The sequence below is a fragment of the Methylobacterium oryzihabitans genome (genome assembly GCF_004004555.2).
Taxonomy (GTDB): domain Bacteria; phylum Pseudomonadota; class Alphaproteobacteria; order Rhizobiales; family Beijerinckiaceae; genus Methylobacterium; species Methylobacterium oryzihabitans.
Window position 1 is genome coordinate 161,460 of the sequence record NZ_SACP01000012.1, and the last position, 25,642, is coordinate 187,101.

The 25,642-nt window shown below is 70.1% G+C and carries 25 protein-coding genes; 16 read left to right on the forward strand and 9 right to left on the reverse strand.

From position 1 onward, the window contains the following. The first annotated feature begins 4 nt into the window (after window positions 1-4). From EOE48_RS14175 to EOE48_RS14185, 3 genes are read left to right on the forward strand one after another with little or no spacing between them, the layout of a single operon-like run. Complete coding sequence (locus EOE48_RS14175; RefSeq protein WP_127730162.1) at window positions 5-988, forward strand: NAD-dependent epimerase/dehydratase family protein; 984 nt, start codon at window positions 5-7, stop codon at window positions 986-988. Beyond that, window positions 988-2,298 (forward strand): HAD-IIIA family hydrolase, encoded by a 1,311-nt coding sequence (locus EOE48_RS14180; protein ID WP_127730164.1) that lies wholly within the window; start codon window positions 988-990, stop codon window positions 2,296-2,298. The genes EOE48_RS14175 and EOE48_RS14180 overlap by 1 nt, the downstream gene beginning before the upstream one ends. A 10-nt stretch (window positions 2,299-2,308) precedes the next feature. Continuing rightward, window positions 2,309-3,295 (forward strand): GHMP family kinase ATP-binding protein, encoded by a 987-nt coding sequence (locus tag EOE48_RS14185; protein WP_127730166.1) that lies wholly within the window; start codon window positions 2,309-2,311, stop codon window positions 3,293-3,295. 47 nt (window positions 3,296-3,342) lie between these two features. Here EOE48_RS14185 and EOE48_RS14190 read toward each other — a convergent pair whose 3' ends face one another. After that, entirely contained in the window at window positions 3,343-4,125 is a 783-nt protein-coding gene (locus EOE48_RS14190; protein ID WP_127730168.1) for an SDR family oxidoreductase, read from the reverse strand. Between the two features lie 161 nt (window positions 4,126-4,286). After that, window positions 4,287-5,678: an argininosuccinate lyase gene (gene argH, locus EOE48_RS14195; protein ID WP_127730170.1), complete on the reverse strand. Its 1,392-nt coding sequence runs from the start codon at window positions 5,676-5,678 to the stop codon at window positions 4,287-4,289. A gap of 27 nt (window positions 5,679-5,705) precedes the next feature. On the opposite strand from argH, the gene tlpA reads away from it, so the two are divergent. Further along, window positions 5,706-6,329: a thiol:disulfide interchange protein TlpA gene (gene tlpA / locus EOE48_RS14200; protein ID WP_127730172.1), complete on the forward strand. Its 624-nt coding sequence runs from the start codon at window positions 5,706-5,708 to the stop codon at window positions 6,327-6,329. 3 nt (window positions 6,330-6,332) lie between these two features. Here the strand turns inward: tlpA and EOE48_RS14205 are convergent, their stop codons facing one another. Continuing rightward, entirely contained in the window at window positions 6,333-7,499 is a 1,167-nt protein-coding gene (locus EOE48_RS14205) for a glycosyltransferase family 4 protein (protein ID WP_246154369.1), read from the reverse strand. Window positions 7,500-7,961: 462 nt separating this feature from the next. Here EOE48_RS14205 and mdoH point away from each other — a divergent pair, with 462 nt between their 5' ends. Both mdoH and EOE48_RS14215 read left to right on the forward strand, forming a co-directional pair. Then, window positions 7,962-9,812, forward strand: a complete 1,851-nt coding sequence (gene mdoH, locus EOE48_RS14210; protein ID WP_127730176.1) for a glucans biosynthesis glucosyltransferase MdoH — start codon at window positions 7,962-7,964, stop codon at window positions 9,810-9,812. Between the two features lie 99 nt (window positions 9,813-9,911). Further along, entirely contained in the window at window positions 9,912-11,096 is a 1,185-nt protein-coding gene (locus EOE48_RS14215; protein WP_127730178.1) for an MFS transporter, read from the forward strand. Window positions 11,097-11,105: 9 nt separating this feature from the next. Here EOE48_RS14215 and maiA read toward each other — a convergent pair whose 3' ends face one another. Beyond that, window positions 11,106-11,750 carry a maleylacetoacetate isomerase gene (gene maiA, locus EOE48_RS14220; RefSeq protein ID WP_127730180.1) on the reverse strand — a complete coding sequence of 215 codons (645 nt, stop codon included), beginning with the start codon at window positions 11,748-11,750 and terminating at the stop codon, window positions 11,106-11,108. Between the two features lie 574 nt (window positions 11,751-12,324). On the opposite strand from maiA, the gene EOE48_RS14225 reads away from it, so the two are divergent. Further along, entirely contained in the window at window positions 12,325-13,800 is a 1,476-nt protein-coding gene (locus EOE48_RS14225; protein ID WP_187371419.1) for an esterase/lipase family protein, read from the forward strand. A gap of 308 nt (window positions 13,801-14,108) precedes the next feature. On the opposite strand, the gene EOE48_RS14230 is transcribed toward EOE48_RS14225, so the two are convergent. Further along, complete coding sequence (locus EOE48_RS14230) at window positions 14,109-14,477, reverse strand: hypothetical protein (RefSeq protein ID WP_127730184.1); 369 nt, start codon at window positions 14,475-14,477, stop codon at window positions 14,109-14,111. Window positions 14,478-14,620: 143 nt separating this feature from the next. On the opposite strand from EOE48_RS14230, the gene EOE48_RS14235 reads away from it, so the two are divergent. Then, complete coding sequence (locus EOE48_RS14235; protein ID WP_127730187.1) at window positions 14,621-14,800, forward strand: hypothetical protein; 180 nt, start codon at window positions 14,621-14,623, stop codon at window positions 14,798-14,800. A gap of 18 nt (window positions 14,801-14,818) precedes the next feature. Here the strand turns inward: EOE48_RS14235 and EOE48_RS14240 are convergent, their stop codons facing one another. The 4 genes from EOE48_RS14240 to EOE48_RS14255 all read right to left on the reverse strand — a co-directional run bounded on the left by EOE48_RS14240 (window position 14,819) and on the right by EOE48_RS14255 (window position 18,213). Next, window positions 14,819-15,547, reverse strand: coding sequence for an amino acid ABC transporter ATP-binding protein (locus EOE48_RS14240; protein ID WP_127730226.1), 729 nt, complete (start codon window positions 15,545-15,547; stop codon window positions 14,819-14,821). Window positions 15,548-15,695: 148 nt separating this feature from the next. Beyond that, entirely contained in the window at window positions 15,696-16,388 is a 693-nt protein-coding gene (locus tag EOE48_RS14245; RefSeq protein ID WP_127730190.1) for an amino acid ABC transporter permease, read from the reverse strand. Between the two features lie 31 nt (window positions 16,389-16,419). Next, window positions 16,420-17,139, reverse strand: a complete 720-nt coding sequence (locus EOE48_RS14250; protein ID WP_127730192.1) for an amino acid ABC transporter permease — start codon at window positions 17,137-17,139, stop codon at window positions 16,420-16,422. Window positions 17,140-17,307: 168 nt separating this feature from the next. Next, the gene (locus EOE48_RS14255) at window positions 17,308-18,213 is read right to left on the reverse strand and encodes an amino acid ABC transporter substrate-binding protein (RefSeq protein WP_127730194.1); all 906 of its coding nucleotides are present in this window, start codon (window positions 18,211-18,213) and stop codon (window positions 17,308-17,310) included. A 514-nt stretch (window positions 18,214-18,727) separates the two neighbouring features. Between EOE48_RS14255 and dgcN the strand changes: the two genes are divergently transcribed. From dgcN to EOE48_RS14295, 8 genes are all read left to right on the forward strand, one after another. Continuing rightward, entirely contained in the window at window positions 18,728-19,750 is a 1,023-nt protein-coding gene (gene dgcN, locus EOE48_RS14260; RefSeq protein ID WP_127730196.1) for an N-acetyltransferase DgcN, read from the forward strand. Next, window positions 19,747-20,727, forward strand: coding sequence for an N-acetyl-D-Glu racemase DgcA (dgcA, locus tag EOE48_RS14265; protein ID WP_127730198.1), 981 nt, complete (start codon window positions 19,747-19,749; stop codon window positions 20,725-20,727). The genes dgcN and dgcA overlap by 4 nt, the downstream gene beginning before the upstream one ends. Before the next feature lie 92 nt (window positions 20,728-20,819). Next, window positions 20,820-22,148 (forward strand): NAD(P)/FAD-dependent oxidoreductase, encoded by a 1,329-nt coding sequence (locus EOE48_RS14270; RefSeq protein WP_127730200.1) that lies wholly within the window; start codon window positions 20,820-20,822, stop codon window positions 22,146-22,148. A gap of 93 nt (window positions 22,149-22,241) precedes the next feature. Then, window positions 22,242-22,550: an EthD family reductase gene (locus tag EOE48_RS14275; RefSeq protein WP_127730202.1), complete on the forward strand. Its 309-nt coding sequence runs from the start codon at window positions 22,242-22,244 to the stop codon at window positions 22,548-22,550. 10 nt (window positions 22,551-22,560) lie between these two features. Further along, the gene (locus EOE48_RS14280) at window positions 22,561-22,845 is read left to right on the forward strand and encodes a hypothetical protein (RefSeq protein WP_127730204.1); all 285 of its coding nucleotides are present in this window, start codon (window positions 22,561-22,563) and stop codon (window positions 22,843-22,845) included. Window positions 22,846-23,018: 173 nt separating this feature from the next. Further along, window positions 23,019-23,777 (forward strand): SDR family NAD(P)-dependent oxidoreductase, encoded by a 759-nt coding sequence (locus tag EOE48_RS14285; protein ID WP_127730206.1) that lies wholly within the window; start codon window positions 23,019-23,021, stop codon window positions 23,775-23,777. A gap of 417 nt (window positions 23,778-24,194) precedes the next feature. Beyond that, entirely contained in the window at window positions 24,195-25,193 is a 999-nt protein-coding gene (locus EOE48_RS14290; protein ID WP_127730208.1) for an AAA family ATPase, read from the forward strand. A gap of 8 nt (window positions 25,194-25,201) precedes the next feature. Beyond that, window positions 25,202-25,642 (forward strand): DUF58 domain-containing protein (locus tag EOE48_RS14295; RefSeq protein ID WP_148239785.1); only part of this gene is annotated, 441 nt, incomplete at its 3' end.

Sequence of the window (25,642 nt, forward strand, 5' to 3'; positions counted from 1 at the left end):
GGTCATGCGCCATCACGCCGTCACCGGAGGCGCCGGCTTCATCGCCTCCACGCTGATCGACCGGCTTCTGGCGGAGGGAGATCGCGTCCTCGCGCTCGACGACCTCTCCCGCGGTCGCCGGGCGCATGTCGACCGCTTCGCCGACCGGCCCGGCTTCCGGTTCGTGGCCGTCGATTGCGCCGACCTCCCCGCCTACCGGGCCGCCATGGTCCAGGCCCATGCGGCGCATCCCATCGACGAGGTCTGGCATCTCGCGGCGAACTCGGACATCCCCGCGGGCATCGCCGATCCGACGATCGATCTCGACGGAACCTTCCGGACGACCTTCAACACCGTCCTGATCCTGCGCGACCTCGCGATTCCGGCTCTGCGCTTCGCCTCCAGCTCGGCGATCTACGGCGACCTCGGCGAGGCGGCGATCCGCGAGGAGGCCGGCCCGCTCGAACCGATCTCGAACTATGGCGCGATGAAGCTCGCCTCGGAGGCGCAGATTCGGGCGGCCGTCGAGGCCTTCCTGCCGCGGGCCGACATCTTCCGCTTTCCGAACGTCGTCGGCGTGCCCGCGACCCACGGGGTCATGCTCGACTTCGTCCGCAAGCTGAAGGCGACCCCGGAGGAGCTCGACGTTCTCGGCGACGGCACGCAACGCAAGGCGTACCTGCACGTCGAGGAGCTGGTCGCGGCGATGCTGTTCATCCGCGACCGCGCGACCGCCCGCTACAACGTCTTCAACATCGGGCCGCGGGACGACGGCATCACGGTCTCGGAGATCGCCGGACTCGTGCGCGATCGGGTCGCCCCCGCGGCCGCGCTCCGCTTCGGAGAAAGCGCCCGCGGCTGGGTCGGGGACGTGCCGCGCTTCCGCTACGACACGAGCCGGCTCGCCGCACTCGGCTGGCTCCCGACCCTCGACTCGCGCGCCGCCATCCGCCGCGCCCTGGACGAGATCGTCCGCCAGGAGGCGGGATCCTCCCCGGATCGGCGCTGATGCAGGCCGTCATCCTCGCCGGCGGCAAGGGCACCCGGCTGGCCGCCCGGCTGAACGGACGCCCCAAGGCGCTCGTCGACGTCGACGGCGTTCCACTCCTCGAGCGGCAGCTCCTGAGCCTCGCGGCGCAGGGCGTGGACGAGGCGATCATCCTCGTCAACCACGCGGCCGATCAGATCGCAGCCTACTGCACCTCGCGCAACGCCTTCGGCCTGGCGCGGCTGCGGCTCGTGGACGATGGCGAACCCCGGGGCACCGCCGGCGCGACCCTGGCCTGCCTGCCCGACCTCCGGGACCGCGTCCTCGTCGTCTATGGCGACACGCTGTTCAACATCGATCTCGCCCGCTTCGTCGCCGCCCATGAGCGGAGCGGCGCGGACGCCACCCTGTTCCTGCATCCGAACGATCACCCCCACGATTCGGACCTCGTCGAGATCGACGACGCCGGCTGGATCACCGCCTTCCACCCCAAGCCGCACCCGCCCGGCGTCCCCCGCGCCAACCTCGTCAACGCCGCGTTCTACGTCATCGAGCGGCGCGCCCTCGAAGCGTGGCGGGACGCGACGACGCCCTGCGATTTCGGGCAGGACCTGTTCCCGGCGATGCTGGCGGCGGGGTCGCGCCTGTTCGGCTACAACAGCTTCGAATACATCAAGGACCTCGGCACGCCGGCTCGCCTCGACAAGGTCACCGATCATCTCCGCCGCGGCGTGGTGGCCCGGGCCAGCCTCGCCGTCCCGCAGCCCTGTGTCTTCCTCGACCGGGACGGCACGCTGAACGCCCTGCGCGACTACGTCCGCGGGCCCGGCGACCTCGTGATGCTGCCGGGAGCGGCCGCGGCGGTGCGGCGCCTCAACGAGGCCGGGCGGCGCGTCGCCGTCGTCACGAACCAGCCGGTCCTGGCCCGGGGCGAATGCACGCCGCAGGACATGCGCGCGATCCACGCCAAGCTCGACGGCGAACTCGCCGGGGCGGGAGCCTTCGTCGACCGCCTCTATCTCTGCCCCCATCATCCCGACGCCGGCTTCGCGGGCGAGGTTCCGGATCTCAAGATCGCCTGCGACTGCCGCAAGCCGAAGCCCGGGATGCTGCTGTCTGCCGCGCGCGATCTCAATGCGGACCTCGCTCGATCCTGGATGATCGGGGACAGCACGGCCGACATCGCCGCGGCGAAGGCCGCGGGGGTCTGGGCGATCCTCCTGCGTACCGGGGAGGGCGGCCGGGACGGGCGATGCGACGCGACGCCGGACGCCATCGCCGACGACCTCGCCGGGGCGGTGGAGCTGATCCTGTCCGCCTCCCGATCCTGAAGGCCCGACCATGATCATCAGCCGGACGCCCCTGCGCATGAGCTTCGTCGGCGGCGGCAGCGACATGCCGGACTTCTACCGCCGGCACGGTGGTGCCGTGCTCTCGACGGCGATCGACAAGTACATCCACGTCACCGTCAACCGGAAGTTCGACGGCGGCATCCGCGTCGCCTATTCCAGCACCGAAGAGGTCGATCGCGTCGCCGACATCCAGCACCGGCTGGTCCGCGCCGCGTTCGAGATGCTGGAACTCTCCGGGGGCGTGGAGATCACCACCATCGCCGACGTTCCTTCCCGCGGGACGGGACTGGGCTCCTCGAGTTCCTTCACTGTGGGCCTCCTGCACGCGATGTCGGCCTATCTCGGGCGCTACGTCTCGGCGGAGGAACTCGGCCGCAGGGCCTGCGAGATCGAGATCGACCGCTGCGGCGAACCGATCGGCAAGCAGGACCAGTACGCAGCCGCCTTCGGCGGTCTCAACCTGATCGAGTTCAAGGCCGACGACAGCGTGCTCGTCTCGCCCGTCATCATGCCGCCGGGCCTGCGGGAGACCCTGGAGCGGCGCATCCTCGTGTTCTACACCGGCATCACCCGCGGCGCCGCCAGCATCCTCAGGGAACAATCGGCCGCCATCGCGGGCGACCACGCGAAGCGGGCGGCCCTGGCCCGCATGGTGGACCTCGCCTACGGGCTCCGCGAGGAGCTCCAGTGCGGACGGCTGGATTCGTTCGGCGAGATCCTGGATGAGAACTGGCGGCTGAAGAAGACCCTCGCCAGCGGCGTCAGCACTCCGGAGATCGACACCTGGTACGCGGCGGCCAGGGCCGCCGGCGCCCTCGGCGGCAAGATCCTCGGCGCGGGCTCCGGCGGCTTCCTCGTCTTCTACGCGCCGGAAGACCGGCACCCGTCGGTGGAGCGGGCCCTTCCGGCCCTCCGGCGCGTGCAGACCCGCTTCGAGCCCCTGGGCAGCCGCATCATCTTCTACAATCCGCAATGACGGGCGGCCCGGACGTCTCCTCCCCGCGCCGTTGAGCCGTTGCCGGCTCAGATCGACCGGATCGCGCCGCCGTCGACCCGCACCATGCTGCCGGTGACGTAGGAGGCGCGCTCCGAGGCGAGGAAGCAGGCGACGTCGGCGAATTCCTGCACACGGCCGTAGCGCCTGGCCGGAATCGCCGTGCGGGCCGCCTCGGCGACCTCCTGCGGGGTCTTGCCCTGCTTCTTGGCGTTGGCGGCGTCGAGTTCGCCGGTGCGGTCGGTCTCGATGCGGCCGGGCAGGATCATGTTGACCGTGACCCCGTCCGCCGCGACCTCCGCCGACAGGGTCTTGGCCCAGCCGGCGATCGAGGCGCGCAGGGCGTTCGACATCACGAGATTGGGGATCGGCTGTTCGACGCCGCTCGACGCCACCACGACGATGCGGCCGAACCCGGCCTGACGCATCCCCGGCAGCACCAGACCGGCGAGGCGGAACACCGGCACCACCATCGCGTCGAATTGCGGCGCCCAGGCCTCGGGGGCGACGTCGACCGCCGTGCCGGCCGGCGGGCCGCCGGTGTTGGCGACCAGGATGTCGACGCCGCCGAGCGTCTCCTGCGCCGCGGCGTGGATCGCCTCGACGCTGCCCGTGAGATCGCCCACGAAGGCGTGGGCGCGGCCCTGGCCGCGGCCGTTGATGGCGGCGACCGCCTCGTCGAGTCGCTCGGCCGAGCGGGCGGTGAGCAGCACGTCGGCGCCCTCCGCCGCGAGGCTCTCGGCGATGCCGCGGCCGAGCCCGCGGCTCGACGACAGGACGATGGCGCGCTTGCCCTTGAGTCCGAGATCCATGGGTTTCTCCTCTCGACAATCCGGTATCCGGTGGTGGCCCTCAGCAGATTTCGCGAAAGCGGCTGCCGGCTTTTGCGGTAGAAATCTGCGACCAAACAGGAATCTCAGCAGACTTGCATTGGCCTGCCAACGCAAGTCTGCTGAGGCCGGGCTGGTTGCGGTCAGGCCGGCGCCTGCCCGAGCAGTCCGAGCCAGCGTTCGGCCTGCGCCCGCACGTTGGCCGGGGCGGTGCCGCCGTAGCTGGTGCGGCTGCCGACCGAGTTCTCGACCCCGAGCACGTCGTAGATCGCAGCGGTGATCCGCGGCTCCTCGGCCCGCATCTCGTCGAGGCTCAGCGCCTCCAGGCCGATCCCGCGGGCGGAGGCGGCGCCGACGAGCCGGCCGGTGACGTGGTGGGCATCGCGAAAGGGCAGGCCGAGCTCGCGCACCAGCCAGTCGGCGAGGTCGGTGGCGGTGGCGTAGCCGGAGCCGGCGGCGGCCTTCAGCACCTCCGGGACCGGCTCGAGGTCGCGCACCATCCCGGCCATGGCCGCGAGGCACAGCGAGAGGGTCTGGAGCGCGTCGAAGGTGCCCTCCTTGTCCTCCTGCATGTCCTTGGAATAGGCGAGCGGCAGGCCCTTCATGACGATCAGCAGCGCCGACAGCGCGCCGATGACCCGGCCGGACTTCGCCCGCACCAGCTCGGCGGCGTCGGGGTTGCGCTTCTGCGGCATGATCGACGAGCCGGTGGTGAAGCGGTCCGAGAGCTTCACGAAGCCGAACTGCGCCGAGGTCCAGACCACGATTTCTTCCGCGAAGCGCGACAGGTGCACCGCCGCGATGGCGGCCGCCGAAAGGGCTTCGAGGGCGAAGTCGCGGTCGGCGACGGAATCGAGCGAGTTCGCGGTCGGCCGGTCGAAGCCGAGGGCGGCGGCGGTGGCGTGGCGGTCGATCGGGAACGAGGTGCCGGCGAGCGCCGCTGCGCCGAGCGGGCACTCGTTGAGGCGGGCGCGGGCGTCGCGGAACCGGCCGCGGTCGCGGGCCAGCATCTCGACATAGGCGAGCAGGTGGTGGCCGAAGGTGACCGGCTGGGCCGATTGCAGGTGGGTGAAGCCCGGCATCACCGTGCCGGCATGCGCCAGCGCCGTCTCGGCCAGCGCCCGCTGCAGGTCGGCGGCCTGGGCGTCGAGGTCGTCGAGGGTGTCGCGCACCCACAGCCGCATGTCGGTGGCGACCTGGTCGTTGCGCGAGCGGGCGGTGTGCAGCCGCCCGGCGGTCGGCCCGACGATCTCGCGCAGCCGGCTCTCCACGCTCATGTGGATGTCTTCGAGGTCGCGCCGGAACGTGAACTGTCCGGCCTCGATTTCGCCGCGGACGGCCTTGAGCCCTTCCTCGATCGCCGCCACATCCTCGGCCGGCAGGATCCCCGCCTTGCCCAGCATCGCGACATGGGCGAGCGAGCCCCGGATGTCCTGGGGAGCGAGGCGCTTGTCGAACCCGATGGAGGCGTTGATCTCCTCCATGATCTCGGCCGGCCCGCTCGCGAAGCGCCCGCCCCACATCCGGTTGCTCATGTCCACACCTCGTCCGGCCCGGTTCTCATGACGAAGACCCTTCGCCTCGCCCTCGGGGGCGGACTCCTCGTCGCGGCACTCGGTCTCGGGGCCGCCCTATACGGGAGTCGGGACGGGGGCAACAGCGCCTGCCCGTCCGCCGCCGCCACGGCCGCCCGCCTCGCGCCCCTCGCCCGCGGCGAGGTGGCGGCGCTCCAGGTCGATCGGTCGCCGAAACCCGCCCCCGCCCTGTCGTTCCGCGGCCCCGACGGGCAGCCGGCGAGCCTGGAGGGCCTGCGCGGCAAGACGGTGCTGCTGAACCTGTGGGCGACGTGGTGCGCCCCGTGCAAGGCCGAGATGCCGGCCCTCGACCGGCTCCAGGGCGCCCTCGGGAGCCCGGATTTCGAGGTCGTCGCCCTCAACGTCGACACCCGCAACCTCGACCGGCCGCAGGCCTGGATGAGGGAGAACGGGATCACCCGCCTCGCCTTCTACGCCGACCCGCCCGGCCAGAGCCTGCCGGTGCTCCAGAAGAGCGGCGACCTCGTCGGCCTGCCGACGACGCTGCTGATCGACCCCGCCGGCTGCCGGCTCGGGGTGATGAAGGGGCCGGCGGAATGGGCGAGCGAGGACGCGCTCAGGCTGCTGCGGGCGGCGATCGGGCGGGGGTGACCGCTACCACGCCACGCCAGCGCAAGGTTCGGAGCGCTCCAGCACCGACCGGTACGCCCCCAGTACCCCCTCGGCCATCGCCTCGGCGGTGTAGGCGGCGGCGCGGGCTTGCGCCTCGGCGCCGAGGCGGGCGCGAATCGCCGGGTCGGCCGCGACGGTCTCGATCGCGCAGGCGAAGCCGGCCTCGTCGTCGGGCGGGAGGAAGATCGCCGCCTCGTCCCAGAGTTCGCGGTGGGTGGGGATGTCGGACAGCACCAGGGCGCAGCCGGCCTCGGCCGCTTCCAGCACGCCGAGGCCGAAGGGCTCGTAGCGGGCGGCCGAGACGTAGATCGGCGCGCCCGACAGCCAGCGGGTGACGTCCTGCTCGCTCAGCACCCCGAGGGCGCGCAGGTGCCGCGGCCCGAACTCCGCCGCGTTCGGCCCCTTCAGCGGGCCGGCGGCGAGGAACGGCAGGTCGATCCGGCCGGCGACCCCGTCGAGGATCCGGGCGTTCTTGGCCTCGTCCCACAGCCGCCCGGCCGCGAACGCGAAGGGAGAGGCCGATCCGGCCGGGCTGCGGTGGCCGCGGGCGGCGGCGCTGCGCCGGCCGTTGGGCACCACCCGCGGCGGCGCGGACAGCCCGTAGGTCGCGGCGGTCGCCTCGGCGAAGGCGCGGGTCGGCGCCAGCAGCAGGTCGGCGCGCCGGCAGCCCTCGGCGGTGAGGGCCGCGCGCCAGACGAGGTCCGGCGGCAGCCGGCCGCCGCGCATCGCCATCCACCACGTCGCGACGCAGCCATGGGTCGCCGCCACCACGGGGGCGCGGAACGGCGCCAGGGCGGCGAGCGCCGGGCTGTTGAGATGGATCAGGTCGGCCTGCGCCCGCTCGGCCTCGCGGGCGACCATCCAGGCCGCCATCTCGATCTCGTTGCGGGCGAGCGCGCTCCATTCCAGCGCCGCGCCGGGCACCCGCAGGTCGAGGCCGCGGATCGCCCGGGTGGCGCGCAGCTGCTCCTGGCTCGGCTCCGGGCCGAGCACCGCCAGGGTGACGCCGATGCCGTGGCGGTCGAGCTCCATCGCGAGATCGAGGCCGTACTGCCAGATGCCGCTGACCGCATCGACCGTCATGAACAGGTTGAAGCCAGCCGAGCGGGCCGGGGCGGGCCGCGCGACCGGGCGGAGGGGAGACGTCACGGCGGGGATCATCGCCGCCGGTCCGCACCGGGCCCGCCGGCCGGCGACAACCGGGCCTGGGCCGCGCCGCGCCGCGTGTGCTGCCTGACGCTCATCGGGAACTCCCCCTGGCCCTGCGGGCGGCGTCGCCGAAGCTTGGCCGTACTCGCTGTCGCAACGCTTCGCTCAAGGGCGCGGTTCCAGGGCTCGACGGGTCCGGACGGCGCGGAATGCGACGGGGCACCGCGATGCAGCCGAATCACCGGGATTCGGCGGCCGAATCGCCGGGGTTCGGCGGCATCCTGTTGCCGACAGGGTTTCCGAATGGTTGCCGGCACATGCACGGCCCGCATGCCCCGCCCCCGCCGGCGTTCTGGCGCCGTTCAGCCCCCGACACCTAGCAAGACGAGGCCGGACATGGCAGCACCCGGCCGCCAGAGCCTTCCCTCCCCGCGTCGCGGCCCCCGCATCGAACCCCCGCCCATGATCGCTCCCGACCTGCCGCACACCGCGTCGCTTCGTGCGCGCCGCCTCGCCCTCGCAGTCCCGACCCTGGCCACCACGGCGCTCGTCGCGTGGCTGGCCTGCCTCGCCGCGCCGCCGCGCGGCCCGCTCGACGCCGCCGTGCTGGTCCTGTTCGTGCTGGTGATGGCGTGGCAATCCTACATCGCGTGGCAATACGCCTACGGGGCGCTCGCCGCCCGGCTCGGCCGGCGGGTGCAGTCGGAGGTCGAGCGCGCCGCGTCCCGGATTCCGGGCGTCGCAAGCGGGCGCAGCCGCACCGCCGCGGTGGTGGCGATCCACGCCGAGGACCCGGCGGCGGTGTTCGCGGCGATCCGCGTGATGGCCCGCTCCCTCGCCCGGGGCGGCGGCGACGGCAGCGACCTCGACGTCTTCGTGCTGAGCGACACCCGGGACCCCGCCATCGCCGCCGAGGAGGAGCGACACTACGCCCTGGCGCGGGAGTGGCGCGCGGCCGCCGGGCCGGGCCTGCCGGCGATCCGCTACCGCCGCCGCGCCGACAACCGCGGCCGCAAGGCCGGCAACATCGACGAGTTCTGCCGGACCTACGGGCCCGACTACGACTTCATGATCGTGCTCGACGCCGACAGCCTCATGACCGGCGCGACGATGCGCCGGCTGGTGCGGCTGATGGAGGAGAATCCCCGCCTCGGCCTGATCCAGACCGTGTCCTACGCCGCCGGGCGCGACACGCTGTTCGCCCGCATCCAGCAATTCGCCGTGCGTCTCTACGCGCCGCTGTCGATCCGCGCCCTCGACACCTGGCAGGGGCCGGACGGGAGCTACTGGGGCCACAACGCGATCCTGCGGCTCGCCGCCTTCGCCGAGACCGCCGAGCTGCCGGTGCTGCCCGGCCGGGCGCCGCTCGGCGGCGAGATCCTGTGCCACGACACCGTCGAGGGCGCGCTGTTCCGCCGGGCCGGGTGGGAGCTGCGCCTGCTGCCCGAGGAGGGCGGCACCTGGGAGGAGATGCCAACCAACCTCGTCGACCTGCTCGGCCGCGAGCGGCGCTGGTGCCAGGGCAACCTCCAGCATCTCGGCGTCGTCGGCCTGCCCGGCCTCACCGCCGGCAGCCGCTGGCACCTGATCTCCGGCATCCTCGCCTATTGCGTCTCGCCGCTCTGGGTCCTGTTCCTGGCCCTCGGCACCTGGCAGGCGGCCCGCGACGGCGATCTCGGCCTGCTCGGCTACGGCCTGACCCTCCCGGGCACCGCCGCCCACGCCCTCGCGGCGGTGACGGTCGCGGTGCTGGCGCTGCCGAAATGTGCCAGCCTCGCCCACGTCCTCCTCGACCGGGAGCGCCGGGCGGCGTTCGGCGGCACCGGGCCGCTGCTCGCCAGCGCCGCCCTGGAACAGGCGCAGTGGGTGCTGCTGTGGCCGGTCCTGACCCTGTTCAACGCCGGCGCCGTGGTCTCGACCTTCGCCGGCCGGGTTGTGCGCTGGGACGCCCAGGCCCGCGACGACCGCCGGGTGCCGTGGCGGGAGGCGTGCCGGCTCCAGGTCGACGCGATCGTCGCCGGGGCCCTCCTGGGGGCCGGCCTGCTCTACGCGGGCGACCCGCTGCTCGGGCTGTGGATGGCCCCGGTCGCCGCCGGCCTGCTGCTCAGCCCGGCGATGAGCGTGCTCACCAGCCGGTCCGACCTCGGCACCGGCGCCCGCCGGCGGGGCCTGTTCCTGACCGTGGACGACACCGCCCCGGCGCCCGAGCTGCGCGAGCTGGCGAGCCAGCGCGGCCAGCCGCTGCCGAAGGCGGCCGCCCGCACCCCCGCCGCGCTCCTGGCCGAGGAGGCCGCCTCCGCGCCGCGGGGCTGAACCCCGCCCCTGCACCCTCCGCAGGCGTCCCATGCGGCCCCGCGGCTGATACCTCCCCCCGCTCCCGCCTTATGCTGCGCTGCAGCAACGGGAGCCGACATGCAGCACACCCTCCGGGCCGGGGCCGACGCCGCGCGCCCCTCCGCCACCCTCGCGCTCGTCGCGCTCGCGGTGGCGTCGTTCGGCATCGGCACCACCGAGTTCGTCATCATGGGCCTGCTGCCCGAGATGGCGACCGACCTCGGCGTCACCATCCCGCAGGCGGGGCTGCTGGTCTCGGCCTACGCGCTCAGCGTCACCTTCGGGTCGCCGGTGGTGGCGGTGCTGGTGGCGCGACTCGACCGGCGCCGGGCGCTGCTGGCGTTGGTCGGCCTGTTCATCCTCGGCAACGCCCTGTGCGCCCTCGCCTCGGGCTACGGCCTCCTGATGCTCGCCCGCATCGTCACCGCCCTGTGCCACGGCGCCTTCTTCGGCCTCGGCTCGGTGGTGGCGGCCGACCTCGTGCCGCCGCACCGCAAGGCCAGCGCCATCGCGGCGATGTTCACCGGCCTGACGCTGGCCAACGTGCTCGGCGTCCCGTTCGGCACCGCGCTCGGCCACGCTTACGGCTGGCGCGCGACCTTCGCGGCGGTGGTCGGCATCGGGCTCGTCGCGGCGCTGGCGCTGCTGGCATGGCTGCCGCGCCGCCTGCCGGCGGAGGGCGGCGATCTTCTCGCCGAGGCCCGGGTGCTGCGCCGGCCGCAGGTGCTGCTGGCGATGCTGCTCAGCGTGCTGGCGTCGGCCAGCCTGTTCAGCGTGTTCACCTACGTGGCGCCGCTGCTCGCCGCCACCGCCGGGGCGACGCCGAACCAGATCACCGGGATCCTGCTGCTGTTCGGCGTCGGCCTGACGCTGGGCAACATGCTCGGCGGCCGGCTCGGCGACTGGCGGCTGATGCCCTCGGTGATCGGCCTCGCGGTGGCGCTGGTCGCGACCCTGCTGGCGCTGGTGCCGGCGAGCGCCGGGCTGATTCCGGCGACCGCGGTGATCGGCTTGTGGGGCATCCTCGCCTTCGCGCTGGTGGCGCCGCTGCAGATGCGGGTGCTGAACGCCGCCGAGGGCGCCCGGGCGCTGGCCTCGACGGTCAACCAGGGCGCGTTCAACTTCGGCAACGCCGCCGGCGCCTGGATCGGCGGCGTCGCGATCGACGCCGGCCTCGCCTACGGCACCCTGCCGGTGCTCGGCGCCGGGCTCGCCGCCGCGGTGGCGGCGGTCGGCATCGTGGCGCTCAGGATGGATCGCTGAGCCCGCGCCTCAGCCCGGCGCCCCCGGCTGGTTCCTCGGATGCGCCCTGGCGAAGGCGTCCTGGGACAGGCACTCCTCGGCAATGCGCCGCACGGTGGGATAGGGCGCGGTGTCGACGCCGAAGATCGCGGTACCGACCCACAGGCTGACGAGGCACAGGTCGGCATGGCTGACCGCGTCGCCCTGGCAGTAGCGGCCGGTTCCGGGCTCCTGCGTCAGGCGCGTCTCCAGGGTCGCGAGCCCGGTGCCGAACCAGTGCCGCAGCCACTCGCGCATCGTTGCGTCCGGCAGGCCGAGCGTGTCGGTGAGGTAGCGGCGCACCCGCGGCACGTAGAGCGGATGGCTGTCGCAGGCCACCGCCTGCGCGAGCGACCGGGCGCGCGCCCGCGCCCGCGGATCGCGCGGCAGCAAGGGCGGCTCGGGATGGGTCTCCTCGAGGTAGTCGAGGATCGCCAGCGACTGGGTCAGGGGCGGCCCGTCGCCGTCGAAGAAGGCCGGCACCGCGCCCTGCGGGTTGATCGCCCGGAACTCCGGCCGGTGCTGGTCGCCGGCATCGAGGTCGATGAGGGTCTCCTCGTAGGGGAGTCCCTTCAGGTTGAGGGCGATGCGCACCCGGAAGGCGGCGGCCGAGCGCCAATTGCCGATCATCCGCATCGCGCTGCTCCGCTGGGTGGTTAGATCCTGGCAGCTTGCCGTTGACCCTGACGCGGCATGCGATGGCTCAGGAGCGTGGCGGGTCTCACTCCCGTGCGTGTGCAGGCGTCGAAACGGTTCAGACCACGCTGAGAGGTCGGCCGACGGATCGTTCCAGTTGAAATGTGGCATCCATGTGGAAGCCTGGCGAGGCGCCTGGAACTGGCCTTCTTTCGAGTATCCCAATCGCATATAAGATAATGATATGATTAGAGATATGAGAAATAGCGCTATATGTCGAATTTTTAAGGAAAAAACTGTTTGCAGATCAAATTTTTATAGAGATTATAATTAGAAAATCCTATATACCGACCGATATATTTAATTTGCTGCATTTTCAAGCGATCTGAATCATGTACAAAAGACATACTAAGCTGCGGTCGAATCAAACCGCTTGCAATATCTTAGATCACACTGCATGATACGTCGTCCGAGAGAAATCATCAAGGTCATTATATATTTTATATTGAGATGTTGTACGTAAGCTCATCAGAATGCGCATCCCATGTTATCACAATAAAAGGATGGAACAATTTTGAATAAGCCCGGTGTATTAATTTTAATCCACGGCGTACTTAGCAGCCCAGCATCTTGGACTAATTTAGTGGAATATTTGCAAGAAGATATTTATATAAAAAAATTTTTTGATATTGAGTTATTTACATATCCAACGCCGGCATATCGCCTCAATCCCTTAAAGCGCATTCCTAATTTTAGTGATATCGCAGATAGATTAACCACGGCCCTCAGAGAAGATAAAAAATACAGGGACAAAACTTGCATTGTCCTAGTTGGTCATAGTCAAGGCGGCTTGATCATCCAGCGGTTCATTGCTGATGCTGTAAGGAATGCACGTGCAAGTGACGAACTGAGCCGGATTCGTGGGGTTGTCTTGCTTGCCACACCTAACAATGGCTCGGAATTATTTTTGAGCGCACGCCGTGCACTTGGAATGCTCATACGGCACCCGCAAGAAAAATACTTGCGACCTTTCAATGAACAGATCGCGGAGGTCCATTCATTAATATTAAATAGAATTATATATACACATCGCTCATCAAGCACAAGCCATCCGATACGTTTCGATGTTTATACGGGAGATGAAGATGGCGTTGTACCTGCCCATAGCGCCAGAGGAATGTTTCCAAATGTAGGAACATTGCCTGGCGATCATTCCTCAATTATTCGTCCGATTAAATCTAATGATACGATTATTAATGCCTTATCCGATGCTTGTTATCGCGCTTTCAATACAACAAATCCAGATGCAACTATTTTGCGAACCGAATTCCTAGATCCCAAAAACAGAAAAGATGTTGAAGAGACAGAAACTCTACTGGGAAGTAATTTTCTCTCATATCAAAACGTGAGTTCAGAAGATTTTCGTTATTGGCTCAATAATTACGAGCACACATTTGGACTGCCAATGCGAGTTTTGCTAGCGAGGCAGGATGAAACTATAGCAGGAATGCTAATGTTTCATGAAAGCATGGCTGACAATATGATAGTTATTGACTACATCGCATGTCGTAGTGAGGCTGAATTCCAACATATTCCTTTTCAAAAGCTGGTTAGACAGCTGCGATCACGCGCATCCTCTGTAGGAATTTCATCTGTCGTTTTTGAACTTCAGAACCCTTCCTACCTCAAAGGCTCGGAGGCAGCACGCGCTCGCGCTCGTATACGTAGGTTTCAATCACTTGGAGCTCGTTGCATAGTTAATTTGCGCTATCAGGCGCCAAATATGGACGAATTTGGCAGCATTGCAGAGGAAAGCTCTTATTTCCTTATGCACGTGTCTGCTGGAGCGCAACCGGAGACGCTAAGTCGCTCCCGAGTGCAAAAGATTGTACAATTTCTTTATACTGTCTGGTATCGCAACTGGTTTTCGCGCCGATTCGGCGCTTCTCAAAATGAACTCGATGAATATGTAGATAATATATACAGACGAGTTGCGGGTATAGATGCCGATCTGCCAGATAAAATGCCTCTCGAATATCTTGATATTTGATATAAATATCAAAACTTATACCTATCTAGTCGGAAATTTTGATTGCATCAAATACTGTCACCGAATTTACATATATCACAATTTTGCGCTCCACGATATTTGCGTGATCAAGTTCAGATTGATACACCATCTCACATAAGATCAATTTGGTCAGGCGATATCGACTCCGCCCAGGGCGATGACGAAGCCACCGACAATCTAGCCTCAGACGGTCGGATCTCTGTCAGCGGCGGCAGCGTTCCGGCTGCCCCTCCGCCAATCAGCTGGTAGTGGACTCACGGCGAGAGCGTGAGAGCGGCGCCCGCAACTCACAACAGCCAGATGAACCCTCCGAGCCCGAGCCCCGCGACGATGATGAACCCGCTGTAGAGGGTCAGGACGACGTTGGTGCGGTTGTGGGCGTAGCCGAGCTTCCGGGCGGCGAAGCGCCAGCGGTCGCGGGATTCGGCGCGGCGGGCGGTGGCGATGTCCTTCGGCGACAGGCCGTTGCCGCCGGCCTCCTCGCAGGTCCCGAGCATCGCCATGCCGGGGTCGAACACCTCGACCTTGTCGCCGCTGCGGCCGGAATCGATGTCGCCCTTCAACATCGCGGTGTTCGGCTTGGCGGCGTCGAGCGGCGCGGGCGTGTCGCCGCGCTGCGCGGACAGGTGGGGCGGAACGTCGGTCTCGAAGGCCATCGTCTTGGGTCTCGCGGTCGATCGAATCGTCCCGACCAACCCGCGGCGACGGAGCGGCGTTCCTGGCGCGCCGTTGCGCCGCGCGGCCGCCTGCCGGCGAACCGATCGCCGCCGACGCGGTTGACCCTGCGGAGGTCGCCGTGATGAAGAACCCTGCCCTCAGCCTGTGGCTGTCGTCCGCCAACCGCGCCGCCGGCTGGTGGATGGGCCATGCCGCCAACGCCGTGCGCCGCCAGCAGCGGGCGGCTTTGTCCGCGGCGACCAAGTCCGCCACCGGAGCGAAGCCGAAGCGACGGCGCCGGCCGGCCCGCAAGAAAGCCTGAGCGGGCCCGGCCGGAGGGTCAGTGCGACAGGATGCGCGAGAGGAATTGCTGCGCGCGCTCGCTGCGCGGGCTGCCGAAGAAGTCCTCCTTGTGGGCGTCCTCGACGATCTCGCCCTTGTCCATGAAGATCACCCGGTTGGCGACCTTGCGGGCGAAGCCCATCTCGTGGGTGACGACCATCATGGTCATCCCCTCGCGGGCGAGTTCGACCATCACGTCGAGCACCTCGCCGACCATCTCGGGATCGAGGGCCGAGGTCGGCTCGTCGAACAGCATCACGATCGGGTTCATCGCGAGCGCCCGCGCGATGGCGACGCGCTGCTGCTGACCGCCCGAGAGCTGGCCCGGGAACTTGTGGGCATGGGCCTTGAGCCCGACCCGCTCCAGCAGCGCCAGCCCCTTGGCCACCGCCTCGTCCTTGCCGCGGCCGAGCACCTTGCGCTGGGCGAGGCTGAGGTTGTCGGTGATCGTCAGGTGCGGGAACAGCTCGAAGTGCTGGAACACCATGCCGACCCGCGAGCGCAGCTTGGGCAGGTTGGTCTTCCGGTTGGCGACCTGGGTGCCGTCGACGGTGATCTGGCCCTTCTGGAACGGCTCGAGGGCGTTGACGCACTTGATGAGCGTCGACTTGCCCGAGCCCGAGGGGCCGCAGACCACCACCACCTCGCCCTTGCGGGTCGCGGTGGTGCAGTTGGTCAGCACCTGGAAGTCGCCGTACCACTTGCTGACGTTGTCGATGGCGATCATCGGGGTGCCGGGCGCGGCCTGGGTGGCGGCCGGCGTGGCGAGCGGCGCCGTCACCGGGCCGGTCGGCGGCACCTCCAGGGATGAGGCCGGATTCGGGGCGGGAGCGGCCGGGGGCATCGCGGACGAGGTCATGGGCGGGATCCCGAAGTCAGCGGATGATGGCGACGCGGCGCTGCAGGCGGCGCACCAGCAGCGAGGCGATGAAGCAGATCGTGAAGTAGACCACCGCCGCGAAGAGATACATCTCGACGAGGCGGCCGTCGCGCTGCGCGACCTTCGAGGCGGCGCCGAGGAAGTCGGTGATCGACAGCACGTAGACGAGCGAGGTGTCCTGGAACAGCACGATGGTCTGGGTCAGCAGCACCGGCAGCATGTTGCGGAAGGCCTGGGGCAGGATGACGTTGCCCATCGACTGCCAGTAGGTCAGGCCGAGCGCCGAGGCCGCCGCCGCCTGTCCCTTGGGGATCGACTGGATGCCGGCGCGCATGATCTCGGAGAAGTACGCCGCCTCGAACAGCGTGAAGGTGATGAGCGAGGACGAGAACGCGCCGACCTGGATCGGCCGCTCGGCCCCGGTGAGCCACTGCCCGATATACGGCACCAGGAAGTAGAACCAGAAGATCACCAGCACCAGCGGCAGCGAGCGCATGAAGTTGACGTAGATCTTGGCGACCTGCGGCAGGCCCGGGATCCCGGACAGCCGCATCATCGCGATCAGGGTGCCGAGCACCACGCCGCCGACCGCGGCCAGCGCGGTCAGCGTCAGGGTGAAGGTCATGCCGTCCAGGAACAGGTACGGCAGGGCGTTCAGGATGACCTTGAAGTCGAAATCAGCGAACATCGGAGGGCTCTGCCGTCTGGATCAAGGACAATCAGCGACCCGGCACCGCGAAGCGGCGCTCCAGCATGCCGGAGACGGTCACGACCACGAGGTTGATGAGGATGTACAGGATCGTCGCGGCGGTGAACGCCTCGAACACCTGGAACGAGAATTCCTGCATCGAGCGGGCGCGAGCGGTGAGTTCGAGCAGCCCGATCGTCAGCGCCACCGACGTGTTCTTCAGGTTGTTGAGGAACTCCGAGGTCATCGGCGGCAGGATGATGCGGTAGGCGTTGGGCAGCAGCACGTAGCGGTAGGTCTGGGCGGTGGTGAGCCCGAGCGCCGTGCCGGCCATGCGCTGGCCCCGCGGCAGGGCCTGGATGCCGGCCCGCACCTGCTCGGCGACCCGCGAGGCGGTGAAGAAGCCGAGGCAGACGACCGCGGTGTAGAACGGGGCGTTCGGCAGCTGCTTGAGCCAGGTCCCCCAGGATTCCGGCAGCACCTCCGGCAGCACGAAGAACCACAGGAACATCTGCACGAGGAGCGGGACGTTGCGGAACAGCTCGACATAGGCGTTGCCGACCGCCTGGGCGGCCCGGCTCGGCAGGGTGCGCAGCACGCCGACCACCGAGCCGATCGCGAAGGCGATGACCCAGGCGCAGAGCGCGGTGACGATCGTCCACATCAGCCCCGAGAGCAGCATGTCGGCATAGGTGCCGGTGCCCTCGGGCGATAGGTCGAAGAAGATGCCCCAGTTCCAGTTGTAGTTCATGCCTCGCCCCAGGACGGTCCTCTTCGGGGGTGTCGTCGCCCGTCGGCGCCGATGCTTAACCGTTTCCACCGGCTCCGGAAGGCCGGTGCGGGCCCGGCGACGGGCTGTCACCGGGTATTTTGCGGGAACGGCCCGGCTCCGCACGGGAAGCCGGGCCGCCGGGGCCGCTCAGTACATCGCCGGATCGGGGCTGTCGCTCGGCTGGGCGAACGCCTTCTGCAGCGGCTCGCTCATCGGCAGGTTCAGGTTGATGTCCCGCGGCGGGATCGGCTTGGTGAACCACTTGTCGTAGGTCGCCTTGCCCTCGGGGCTCTTGTAGAAGGCGGCCGTGGCGGCATCGACGACCTTCTTGAACGGCGCGTCGTCCTTGCGCAGCATGATCCCGTAGGGCTCGGGCTTCGACAGGGCGTCGGCCGAGATCATGTAGGCGCCGGGATCCTTCGAGCCGGCGGCGAGGGAGGCGAGCAGCACGTCGTCCATCACGAAGGCGACGGCGCGGCCGGTCTCGACCATCAGGAACGCCTCGGCGTGGTCCTTGGCCGGCAGGATCGTGATGCCGAGCTTCTTCTCGGTGTTGTACTCGTTGATCTGCCGGATGTTGGTGGTGCCGGAGGTCGAGACGACGGTCTTGCCCTTCAGGTCCTCGAACTTCGAGACGTTGCTGGCCTTCTTGGCGACGAAGCGGGTCGCGGTGAGGAAGTGGGTGTTGGTGAACCCGACCTGCTTCTGGCGGTCGGCGTTGTTGGTGGTCGAGCCGCATTCGAGGTCGACGGTGCCGTTGGCGATCAGCGGGATGCGGGTCGCGGAGGTCACCGGGTTCAGCCGGGTCTCGAGCTTGTCGAGCTTCAGGTCGGCCTTCACCGCGTCGACGATCTTGTGGCAGATGTCCATGGCGTAGCCGACAGGCTTCTGGCTGCCGTCGAGATAGGAGAACGGCACCGAGGAGTCGCGGTAGCCGAGGGTGATCTGGCCCGTCTCCTTGATCTTCTTCAGCGTCCCCGTCAGTTCCTGAGCCGAGGCCGGGGCGACCGCGAGACCGGCGATCACGACGGGAAGCAGACATTTCAAACGCATACGTGCTCTCCGATTGGGCAGGGCCATACGTCCGTCACGCCAGCAACGGCGTCAAGGGCGGCGGATCGAGGTTGATGATGCGGAATGCGGCAGGGCCCGACCCCGTCCGCCTTCGTCACGCAAGGAGCGGGCCAGCGCCCATCGTCCTGGGACGGGACATACCCGCCGTCCTGCGACGGGAGAGAGGCGCCAGGGCAATCGGGTGAAACCCGATTGTCGATGCGGCGGGCGCGAAGAGCGCCCCGCGCAGCGGGTCCGGGAGGACGAAGGTCCTCTCGGACGCAGAGCGGAGCGAAAGCCAAAGTCACGGATGTGACTGCCGGCGTTTGAGGCCAAGCAAGAAGCCCAGGGCAATCGGGTTCACCCGATTGCCCTGGAGAGGCGCGCGGCGCCCTTGCCCCGGAGGCCGGCCCCCCGCATCATCCCGGCGGCCGTGACGACCCCGCTGGCCGGCCCGAAGCCGGCCGCCCGCGATCCGGCCGGCCCCGATCGATCGTCGTCCCCGGAGCGCATCATGCAGATCGCCACGCCCTACCTGATGTTCCTCGGCGACGTGCCGGACCGCCTCGCGGCCAAGACCGCCTACGGCATCGTCGACTGGCGGCCCGAATGGTGCGTCGGCCAGTTGCGGCTGCCGGGCTGCGCCGCCGATCTCGGCATTCCCGACCTCACCCTCGCGGAGGCGATGGCCAAGGGCGCGCGCACGCTGATCGTCGGGGTGGTCAATGCCGGCGGCGTGCTGCCCGAGCACTGGGTCGCCAGCATCGTGGCGGCGATCGAGGCCGGGCTCGACGTGGCGAGCGGCCTGCACACCCGGCTCGGCTCGGTGCCGGCGATCGCCGAGGCGGCCGAGCGCCGCGGCCGCCGGCTCCACGACGTGCGCCATTCCGACGAGCGCTTCGACACCGGCAAGGGCACGAAGCGGCCGGGCCGGCGCCTGCTGACGGTCGGGACCGACTGCTCGGTCGGCAAGAAGTACACCGCGCTCGCCCTGGAGCGCGGGATGCGCGCCGCCGGCTTCGACGCCGACTTCCGCGCCACCGGCCAGACCGGGGTGTTCATCTCCGGCCGCGGCGTCGCCATCGACGCGGTGGTGGCCGACTTCATCTCCGGCGCCGTCGAGTGGATCTCCCCCGCCGCCGCGCCGGAGCACTGGGACCTGATCGAGGGCCAGGGCTCGCTGTTCCACCCCTCCTTCGCCGGGGTCAGCCTCGGCCTGCTGCACGGGGCGCAAGCGGACGCCTTCGTGATCTGCCACGAGCCGACCCGGACCCGGATGCGCGGCGTCCAGCACCCGCTGCCCTCGATCCGGGAGGTGATCGACCTGACGATCCGCTGCGGCAGCCTCACCAACCCGGACATCCGCCCGGTCGGGATCGCGGTCAACACCCAGGCCCTCGACGAGGCCGAGGCCCGCGCCGTGCTCGACCGGCTCGCCGGCGAGCACGACCTGCCGGCAACCGACCCGGTCCGCTTCGGCGTCGAGGGCCTCGTCGCGCGCCTCGCCGCCCTCTTCCCGGCGGGAGCGGCGGCATGATCCGGCTCGACGTCGCGGTGGAGACCTGGCCGATCGCCGGGCGCTTCACCATCTCGCGCGGCAGCCGCACCGAGGCGGTCGTGGTGGTCGCCCGGGTGAGCGACGGCGCCGTGACCGGCCGGGGCGAGTGCGTGCCCTATGCCCGCTACGGCGAGACCGTGGAGGGCGTGCGCGACCTCGTCCTCGCCCAGGCCGGGGCGCTCGCCGCCGGCGCGACCCGCGAGGCGTTGCAGGCCGCCATGAAGGCCGGGGCGGCGCGCAACGCCCTCGACTGCGCCCTGTGGGACTACGAGGCCAAGGCGCGCGGCGTGCCGGCCCACGTGCTGGCCGGGCTGCCGGCGCCGCGGCCGGCCACCACCGCCTACACGCTGAGCGTCGGGTCCCCCGAGGAGATGGAGGCGGCCGCCCGCAAGGCCGCCGCCCGCCCGCTGCTAAAGGTGAAGCTCGCCGGCGACGGCGATCCGGAGCGGATCGCGGCGGTGCGGCGCGGCGCGCCGGACTCGCGCCTGATCGTCGATGCCAACGAGGCGTGGCGGCCGGCGAACCTCGAGGCCAACCTCGCCGCCTGCACGGCGGCCGGCGTCGCCCTGATCGAGCAGCCGCTGCCGGCCGAGGCCGACGGGCTGCTCTCCGAGATCCCGCACCCGATCCCGCTCTGCGCCGACGAGAGCCTGCACGACCGCGCCGGCCTCGACGCGCTCAAGGGCCGCTACGACGCGATCAACATCAAGCTCGACAAGGCCGGCGGCCTCACCGAGGCGCTGGCGCTCGCCCGGGCGGCGCGGGAGCGCGGCCTGTCGGTGATGGTCGGCTGCATGCTCGGCACCTCGCTGGCGATGGCGCCCGCGATGCTGCTCGCCGGCTTCGCGACGGTGATCGACCTCGACGGCCCGCTCCTGCTCGCCCGCGACCGCGAGCCGGGCCTGCGCTTCGAGGGCAGCACCATCCACCCGCCCGAGCCCGCGCTCTGGGGCTGACCGCCGCGGCTCGCCGTTAGGTCCGGCTTCCCCGGGGTCGCGTCGCGGCCTAGGGTCGCGGCGGACGCGGCGAACGACGGGCCCGGGGCGGCATGACCAGCAGGGACGGAACGGCACCCCACAGGATCGTGGTGGTGGGCGGCGGCGCGGCGGGCCTCCAGCTCGCCACCCGCCTCGGCGAGCGCTTCGGCCGCCGCAAGGAGGCGGAGATCGTCCTGATCGACCGCTCGCGCACCCACATCTGGAAGCCGCTGCTGCACGAGGTCGCCGCCGGCAGCATGGATGTCGGCCACCACGCCGTCGACTACCTCCACCACGCCCACGCCCACGGCTTCCGCTACCGCATCGGCCGGATGACCGGCCTCGACCGGAACGCCAGGACGATCCGTCTCGCGGCGAGCCACGATGCGGAAGGGCGCGAGATCACGCCGGAGCGCTCGGTGCCCTACGACACCCTGGTGATCGCGGTCGGCAGCGCCAGCAACGATTTCGGCACCCCCGGCGTCGCCGAGCACGCCATCGCCCTCGACACGCCGGACCAGGCCGAGCGCTTCCACCGCCGGCTCATCAACGCGATGATCCGCGCCCACGCCCAGGAGCAGCCGGTGCGGCCGGGTCAGCTCCACGTCGCGATCATCGGCGCCGGCGCCACCGGGACCGAACTCGCCGCCGAGCTGCACCGCACCACCCGGCAGGTCGCCGCCACCGGCCTCGACCGGATCGACCCCGACAAGGACCTGAAGCTCACCCTGATCGAGGCGGCCGACCGGGTGCTCCCGGCGGTGCCGCCGAAGCTGTCGGGGGACGTGCTGGCGCTGCTCGGCCGCATCGGCGTCGAGGTGCTGACCGGCGCCCGCGTGACCGAGGTGCGGGGCGACGGCGTCCAGCTCGCCGACGGCCGCTTCGTCCCGGCCGAGCTGACCGTGTGGGCGGCCGGCGTGCGCGCGCCGGACTTCCTGCGCGACCTCGACGGGCTGGAGACGGCGCGCAACAACCAGCTCGTCGTCACGCCGACGCTGCAGACCACCCGCGACCCCAACATCTTGGCCCTCGGCGACTGCGCCCACCTCGTCGATCCGGCCACCGGCGCCCCGGTGCCGCCCCGCGCCCAGGCCGCCCACCAGCAGGCGACCCACCTGCTGCGGCAGATGCCGAACCATCTCGCCGGCAAGCCGATGGCGCCGTTCCGCTACCGCGACTTCGGCTCCCTGGTCTCCCTCGGCGAGTATTCCGCCGTCGGCAACCTGATGGGCTTCATCCGCGGCAGGAATGTCTTCGTCGCCGGGCTGTTCGCCCGGATGATGTACCAGTCGCTCTACAAGATGCACCAGCGCGCCCTGCACGGCACCGGCAAGGTCGCGCTCGACACCGCGGCGCGGGCGCTGACCCGCCGCACCGAGCCGCGGGTGAAGTTGCACTGATTTGGTCCGGGTTGCGCCGGCCGGGGTTCGGTGCTCCTGTTCCGCCGAGCCCACGGTCCGACGGGGCCCGTGGGCCCGGGGAGGAACCACCGCATGATCCAGGTCAGCGTGCTCTATCCGAAGGGCGAGGCGTTCGACCTCGACTACTACCTCAAGACCCACATGCCGCTGGTGCGCGAGCGCTGGTCGGCGCTGGGGCTGGAGAAGGCCGAGGTGGTGCGCGGCGCCGCGACGCCGGACGGCTCGCCCCCGCCCTACCAGATCATGGCGCTGCTGAGCTTCCGCTCGCTGGAGGACTTCCAGGCCGCCGCGGCCCGGCACGGCGGGGAGATCTTCGCCGACATCCCGAACTTCACCAAGGCGCAGGCGGTGGTGCAGATCAACGAACCGCTGCCCTGGTAGCGCTCCCGCGATGATCGACATCGTCCAGATGGTGCGCGAGCAGCACCCGGATCTCGGCCCCTACGTGCTCGTCCTGCGCGAGCCGTCGGGGCTGCTGGCGCCGGAGGATCCCGACGCCCTCGCGGCCGAGGTCCTGGAGTGGAGCGCGGCCGAAGCGCCGGGCGTGCGGCTGAGCCGCCGGCCGGTCACCTACGCCGCCTCCCGGAGCTGGCCGGAGGAGACCCGCCACCTCGCGCTCGTCGCCTTCCCGAGTGCCGGCGAGCTGGCGCGCTTCGCGGCGCGCTGGACGGGGTAGGCGGGGCGCAGGGCTGTGCGAGAAAGACCCTTTTGGAATGAGGCGTGGAATTTCCCTCTCCCGATCGGGAGAAGAGATCCTGCGCGGGATCCCGAAGGGCATTCTTCCCGAACGTCCGGCGCGCAACGTCCCTGAGGCCCCCCGAAGCGCACTTCCATCGACGGAGCAGCGGCATGGATCTCGGACTCGCGGACAAGGTGTGCCTCGTCACCGGCGCCAGCACCGGCATCGGCCGGGCCACCGCCCTCGAACTCGCGCGGGAAGGCGCCCGCGTCGTGGTGGCCGCCCGCAACCGGGAGGCCCTGGAGACCCTCGCGGCCGAGATCGAGCGGGCCGGGCACCCGGCTCCCGTGCGCCTCACCGCCGACCTCACCGCGGCGGACGGTCCCCGGGCCCTGGCTTCGGCGGCGCTGAGCGCCTGCGCCCGGGTCGACGTTCTCGTCAACAATGCCGGCGGCTCGCGGCCCCTGGCCCGGGCGGACGACGAGGCGGCCTGGGAGGAATCGTTCCTGCTCAACTTCACCGCCGCCCGCCGGCTCACCGACGCCCTGGCGCCCGCGATGCTCGACCGGGGCTGGGGCCGGATCGTCAACGTCTCGGGTGCCCTGATCGCGAAGGCCCTCAACGCGGCCTCGCCGGCCAAGGCCGCCCTGGAGAGCTGGTCCAAGGCCGCCGCGGCGGCCTACGCCTCCCGGGGCGTCACCGTGAACTGCATCGCGCCCGGCCGCATCAACACGCCCCAGATCCTCGACCGCCTGCATCCGACCGAGGAGGCCCGCCGCGCCTTCATCGACGCCAACATCCCGGCCGGGCGCTTCGGCGAGCCGGAGGAGGCCGCCGCCCTGATCGCCTTCCTGGCCTCGGAGCGGGCGAGCTTCATCACCGGCGCGGCGGTCCCGGTCGACGGCGGGTCGCTGCGTCTGGCGTTCTGACGCGGGTCGGGATGCTCCTGCGGCAGCCCTCCTTGGACTCCAGGGCAATCGCCTCGGAGCGATTGCCCTGGTTTCTTGCTCGGCCTCAGGCGCCGGCGTTCGCATCCGCTCACTTGGCTTTCGCTCCGCTCTGCGTTCGCGGGGACGTTCGTCCCCTCGAACCCGCTCCGCGGGGCGCTGTTCGCGCCCGCCATCGAGCGTCGCCCTGCGGGCAACCGCAGGACAATCGCTGAAGCGATTGCCCTGCCTTGGACTCCGGTCGGGATTGACGCCCGCCCCGTCCCGCGGCCTGATCGGGGTTCGAGCGGGCCCCGTCAGAACGCCCGCCACAGGAGACGCCATGGCGTGGCTCGCGCGGCAGGCCGGATTCCGGCCTCTGGACCTTCCCGGATTCCGGCCGCTGGGCGTTCCGGCGCGATGAGGGAACCGGGATGGGTTCCGGGCGAGGCGCCGGCGGGCGGCGACGTCCGCGACCGGCTGCTGACCCTGCGGGCCGGGCTGGAGGACGGCCTGATCGGGGCGAGCGCCCTGGTCGAACGCCTGCTGATCGGGCTGCTCACCGGCGGCCATCTGCTGATCGAGGGCGCGCCCGGCCTCGCCAAGACCCGGGCGGTCAAGCGCCTCGCCGACGGGCTGCACACCGGCTTCGCCCGGATCCAGTGCACTCCCGACCTGATGCCGGCCGACCTCACCGGCACCACCGTCTGGCGGCCGGACGGCGGCCGATTCGAGTTCCTGTCGGGACCGCTGTTCCACTCCCTCGTCCTCGTCGACGAGATCAACCGGGCGCCGCCGAAGGTGCAGTCGGCCCTGCTGGAGGCGATGGCCGAGCATCAGGTCACGGTCGCCGGCACCACCCACCCGCTGCCCGACCCGTTCATGGTGGTGGCGACCCAGAACCCGATCGAGCATGCCGGCACCTACCCGCTGCCCGAGGCCCAGCTCGACCGCTTCCTGCTCCACGTCGTCGTCGGGATGCCGGACGAGGCGGCGGAGCGGCGCATCCTCGACCTCGTCGAGGGCGAGCTGACCGCGGTCGCCGCGCCGATGCCGGTGCGCCTCACCGCCGAGGAACTGCGTGAGGCGCGGGCGGCGGCCCTGCGCACCCACGTCGCCCCGGCGCTGAAGGACTACCTCGTGCGCCTCGTCGCCGCGACCCGCAGCGAGGAGGCCGCGCCGGATCTCCGCGCCGCGATCGAGCACCCGGTCTCGCCGCGCGGGACGCTGGCGCTGATGCTCGCCGGCAAGGCCCGAGCCTACCTGCACGGGCGCGACCACGTCGTGCCGGAGGACGTCGCGGCGCTCGCCGCCGACGCCCTCGCCCACCGCCTCGCGCTGACCTGGCGCGCCGCCGCGGAAGGCCAGACCGCCCGCGGCCTCGTCGCCGGGCTGCTCGACCGCGTGCGCCCGCTCTGAGACCGGCGATGGCGAATCCCGCCGCTCCCCTCGCCGCCCCCGGCATCGCCCTCGAGGCCGGCGCCCTGATGGGCCTGCGCCACCTCGCCCGGCGCGGCGCGGCGCCGCGGACCCGCGCCCTCGTCGGCCTGCCGGGCGGCATCGTCACCCGGCGGCGCGGCCGCGGCTCCGAGCCCGACGACGTGCGGCTGTGGGCCGAGGGCGACGACGTGCGCCACATCGACCGCAACAGCACCGCCCGCACCGGGCAGCTCCACACCCGCACCCACCACGAGGAGCGCGACCGCGCCGTGGTGATGCTGGCCGACTTCCGGCCCTCGATGCTGTTCGGCACCCGCCGCGCCCTGCGCTCGGTCGCGGCCGCCGAGGCGCTGGCGCTGCTCGGCTGGCGGGTCGCCGGCGACGGCGGGCGGGTCGGGCTCGCGGTGGTGCGGCACTTCAATAGCGTC

Bases quoted from the DNA above. Each gene is read 5' to 3' on its own strand.
- EOE48_RS14175 (WP_127730162.1), top strand. From the start codon at position 5: ATGCGCCATCACGCCGTCACCGGAGGCGCCGGCTTCATCGCCTCCACG.
- EOE48_RS14180 (WP_127730164.1), top strand. From the start codon at position 988: ATGCAGGCCGTCATCCTCGCCGGCGGCAAGGGCACCCGGCTGGCCGCC.
- EOE48_RS14185 (WP_127730166.1), top strand. From the start codon at position 2,309: ATGATCATCAGCCGGACGCCCCTGCGCATGAGCTTCGTCGGCGGCGGC.
- EOE48_RS14190 (WP_127730168.1), bottom strand. From the start codon at position 4,125: ATGGATCTCGGACTCAAGGGCAAGCGCGCCATCGTCCTGTCGTCGAGC.
- argH (WP_127730170.1), bottom strand. From the start codon at position 5,678: ATGAGCAACCGGATGTGGGGCGGGCGCTTCGCGAGCGGGCCGGCCGAG.
- tlpA (WP_127730172.1), top strand. From the start codon at position 5,706: ATGACGAAGACCCTTCGCCTCGCCCTCGGGGGCGGACTCCTCGTCGCG.
- mdoH (WP_127730176.1), top strand. From the start codon at position 7,962: ATGATCGCTCCCGACCTGCCGCACACCGCGTCGCTTCGTGCGCGCCGC.
- EOE48_RS14215 (WP_127730178.1), top strand. From the start codon at position 9,912: ATGCAGCACACCCTCCGGGCCGGGGCCGACGCCGCGCGCCCCTCCGCC.
- maiA (WP_127730180.1), bottom strand. From the start codon at position 11,750: ATGCGGATGATCGGCAATTGGCGCTCGGCCGCCGCCTTCCGGGTGCGC.
- EOE48_RS14230 (WP_127730184.1), bottom strand. From the start codon at position 14,477: ATGGCCTTCGAGACCGACGTTCCGCCCCACCTGTCCGCGCAGCGCGGC.
- EOE48_RS14235 (WP_127730187.1), top strand. From the start codon at position 14,621: ATGAAGAACCCTGCCCTCAGCCTGTGGCTGTCGTCCGCCAACCGCGCC.
- EOE48_RS14240 (WP_127730226.1), bottom strand. From the start codon at position 15,547: ATGATCGCCATCGACAACGTCAGCAAGTGGTACGGCGACTTCCAGGTG.
- EOE48_RS14245 (WP_127730190.1), bottom strand. From the start codon at position 16,388: ATGTTCGCTGATTTCGACTTCAAGGTCATCCTGAACGCCCTGCCGTAC.
- EOE48_RS14250 (WP_127730192.1), bottom strand. From the start codon at position 17,139: ATGAACTACAACTGGAACTGGGGCATCTTCTTCGACCTATCGCCCGAG.
- EOE48_RS14255 (WP_127730194.1), bottom strand. From the start codon at position 18,213: ATGCGTTTGAAATGTCTGCTTCCCGTCGTGATCGCCGGTCTCGCGGTC.
- dgcN (WP_127730196.1), top strand. From the start codon at position 18,728: ATGCAGATCGCCACGCCCTACCTGATGTTCCTCGGCGACGTGCCGGAC.
- dgcA (WP_127730198.1), top strand. From the start codon at position 19,747: ATGATCCGGCTCGACGTCGCGGTGGAGACCTGGCCGATCGCCGGGCGC.
- EOE48_RS14270 (WP_127730200.1), top strand. From the start codon at position 20,820: ATGACCAGCAGGGACGGAACGGCACCCCACAGGATCGTGGTGGTGGGC.
- EOE48_RS14275 (WP_127730202.1), top strand. From the start codon at position 22,242: ATGATCCAGGTCAGCGTGCTCTATCCGAAGGGCGAGGCGTTCGACCTC.
- EOE48_RS14280 (WP_127730204.1), top strand. From the start codon at position 22,561: ATGATCGACATCGTCCAGATGGTGCGCGAGCAGCACCCGGATCTCGGC.
- EOE48_RS14285 (WP_127730206.1), top strand. From the start codon at position 23,019: ATGGATCTCGGACTCGCGGACAAGGTGTGCCTCGTCACCGGCGCCAGC.
- EOE48_RS14290 (WP_127730208.1), top strand. From the start codon at position 24,195: ATGAGGGAACCGGGATGGGTTCCGGGCGAGGCGCCGGCGGGCGGCGAC.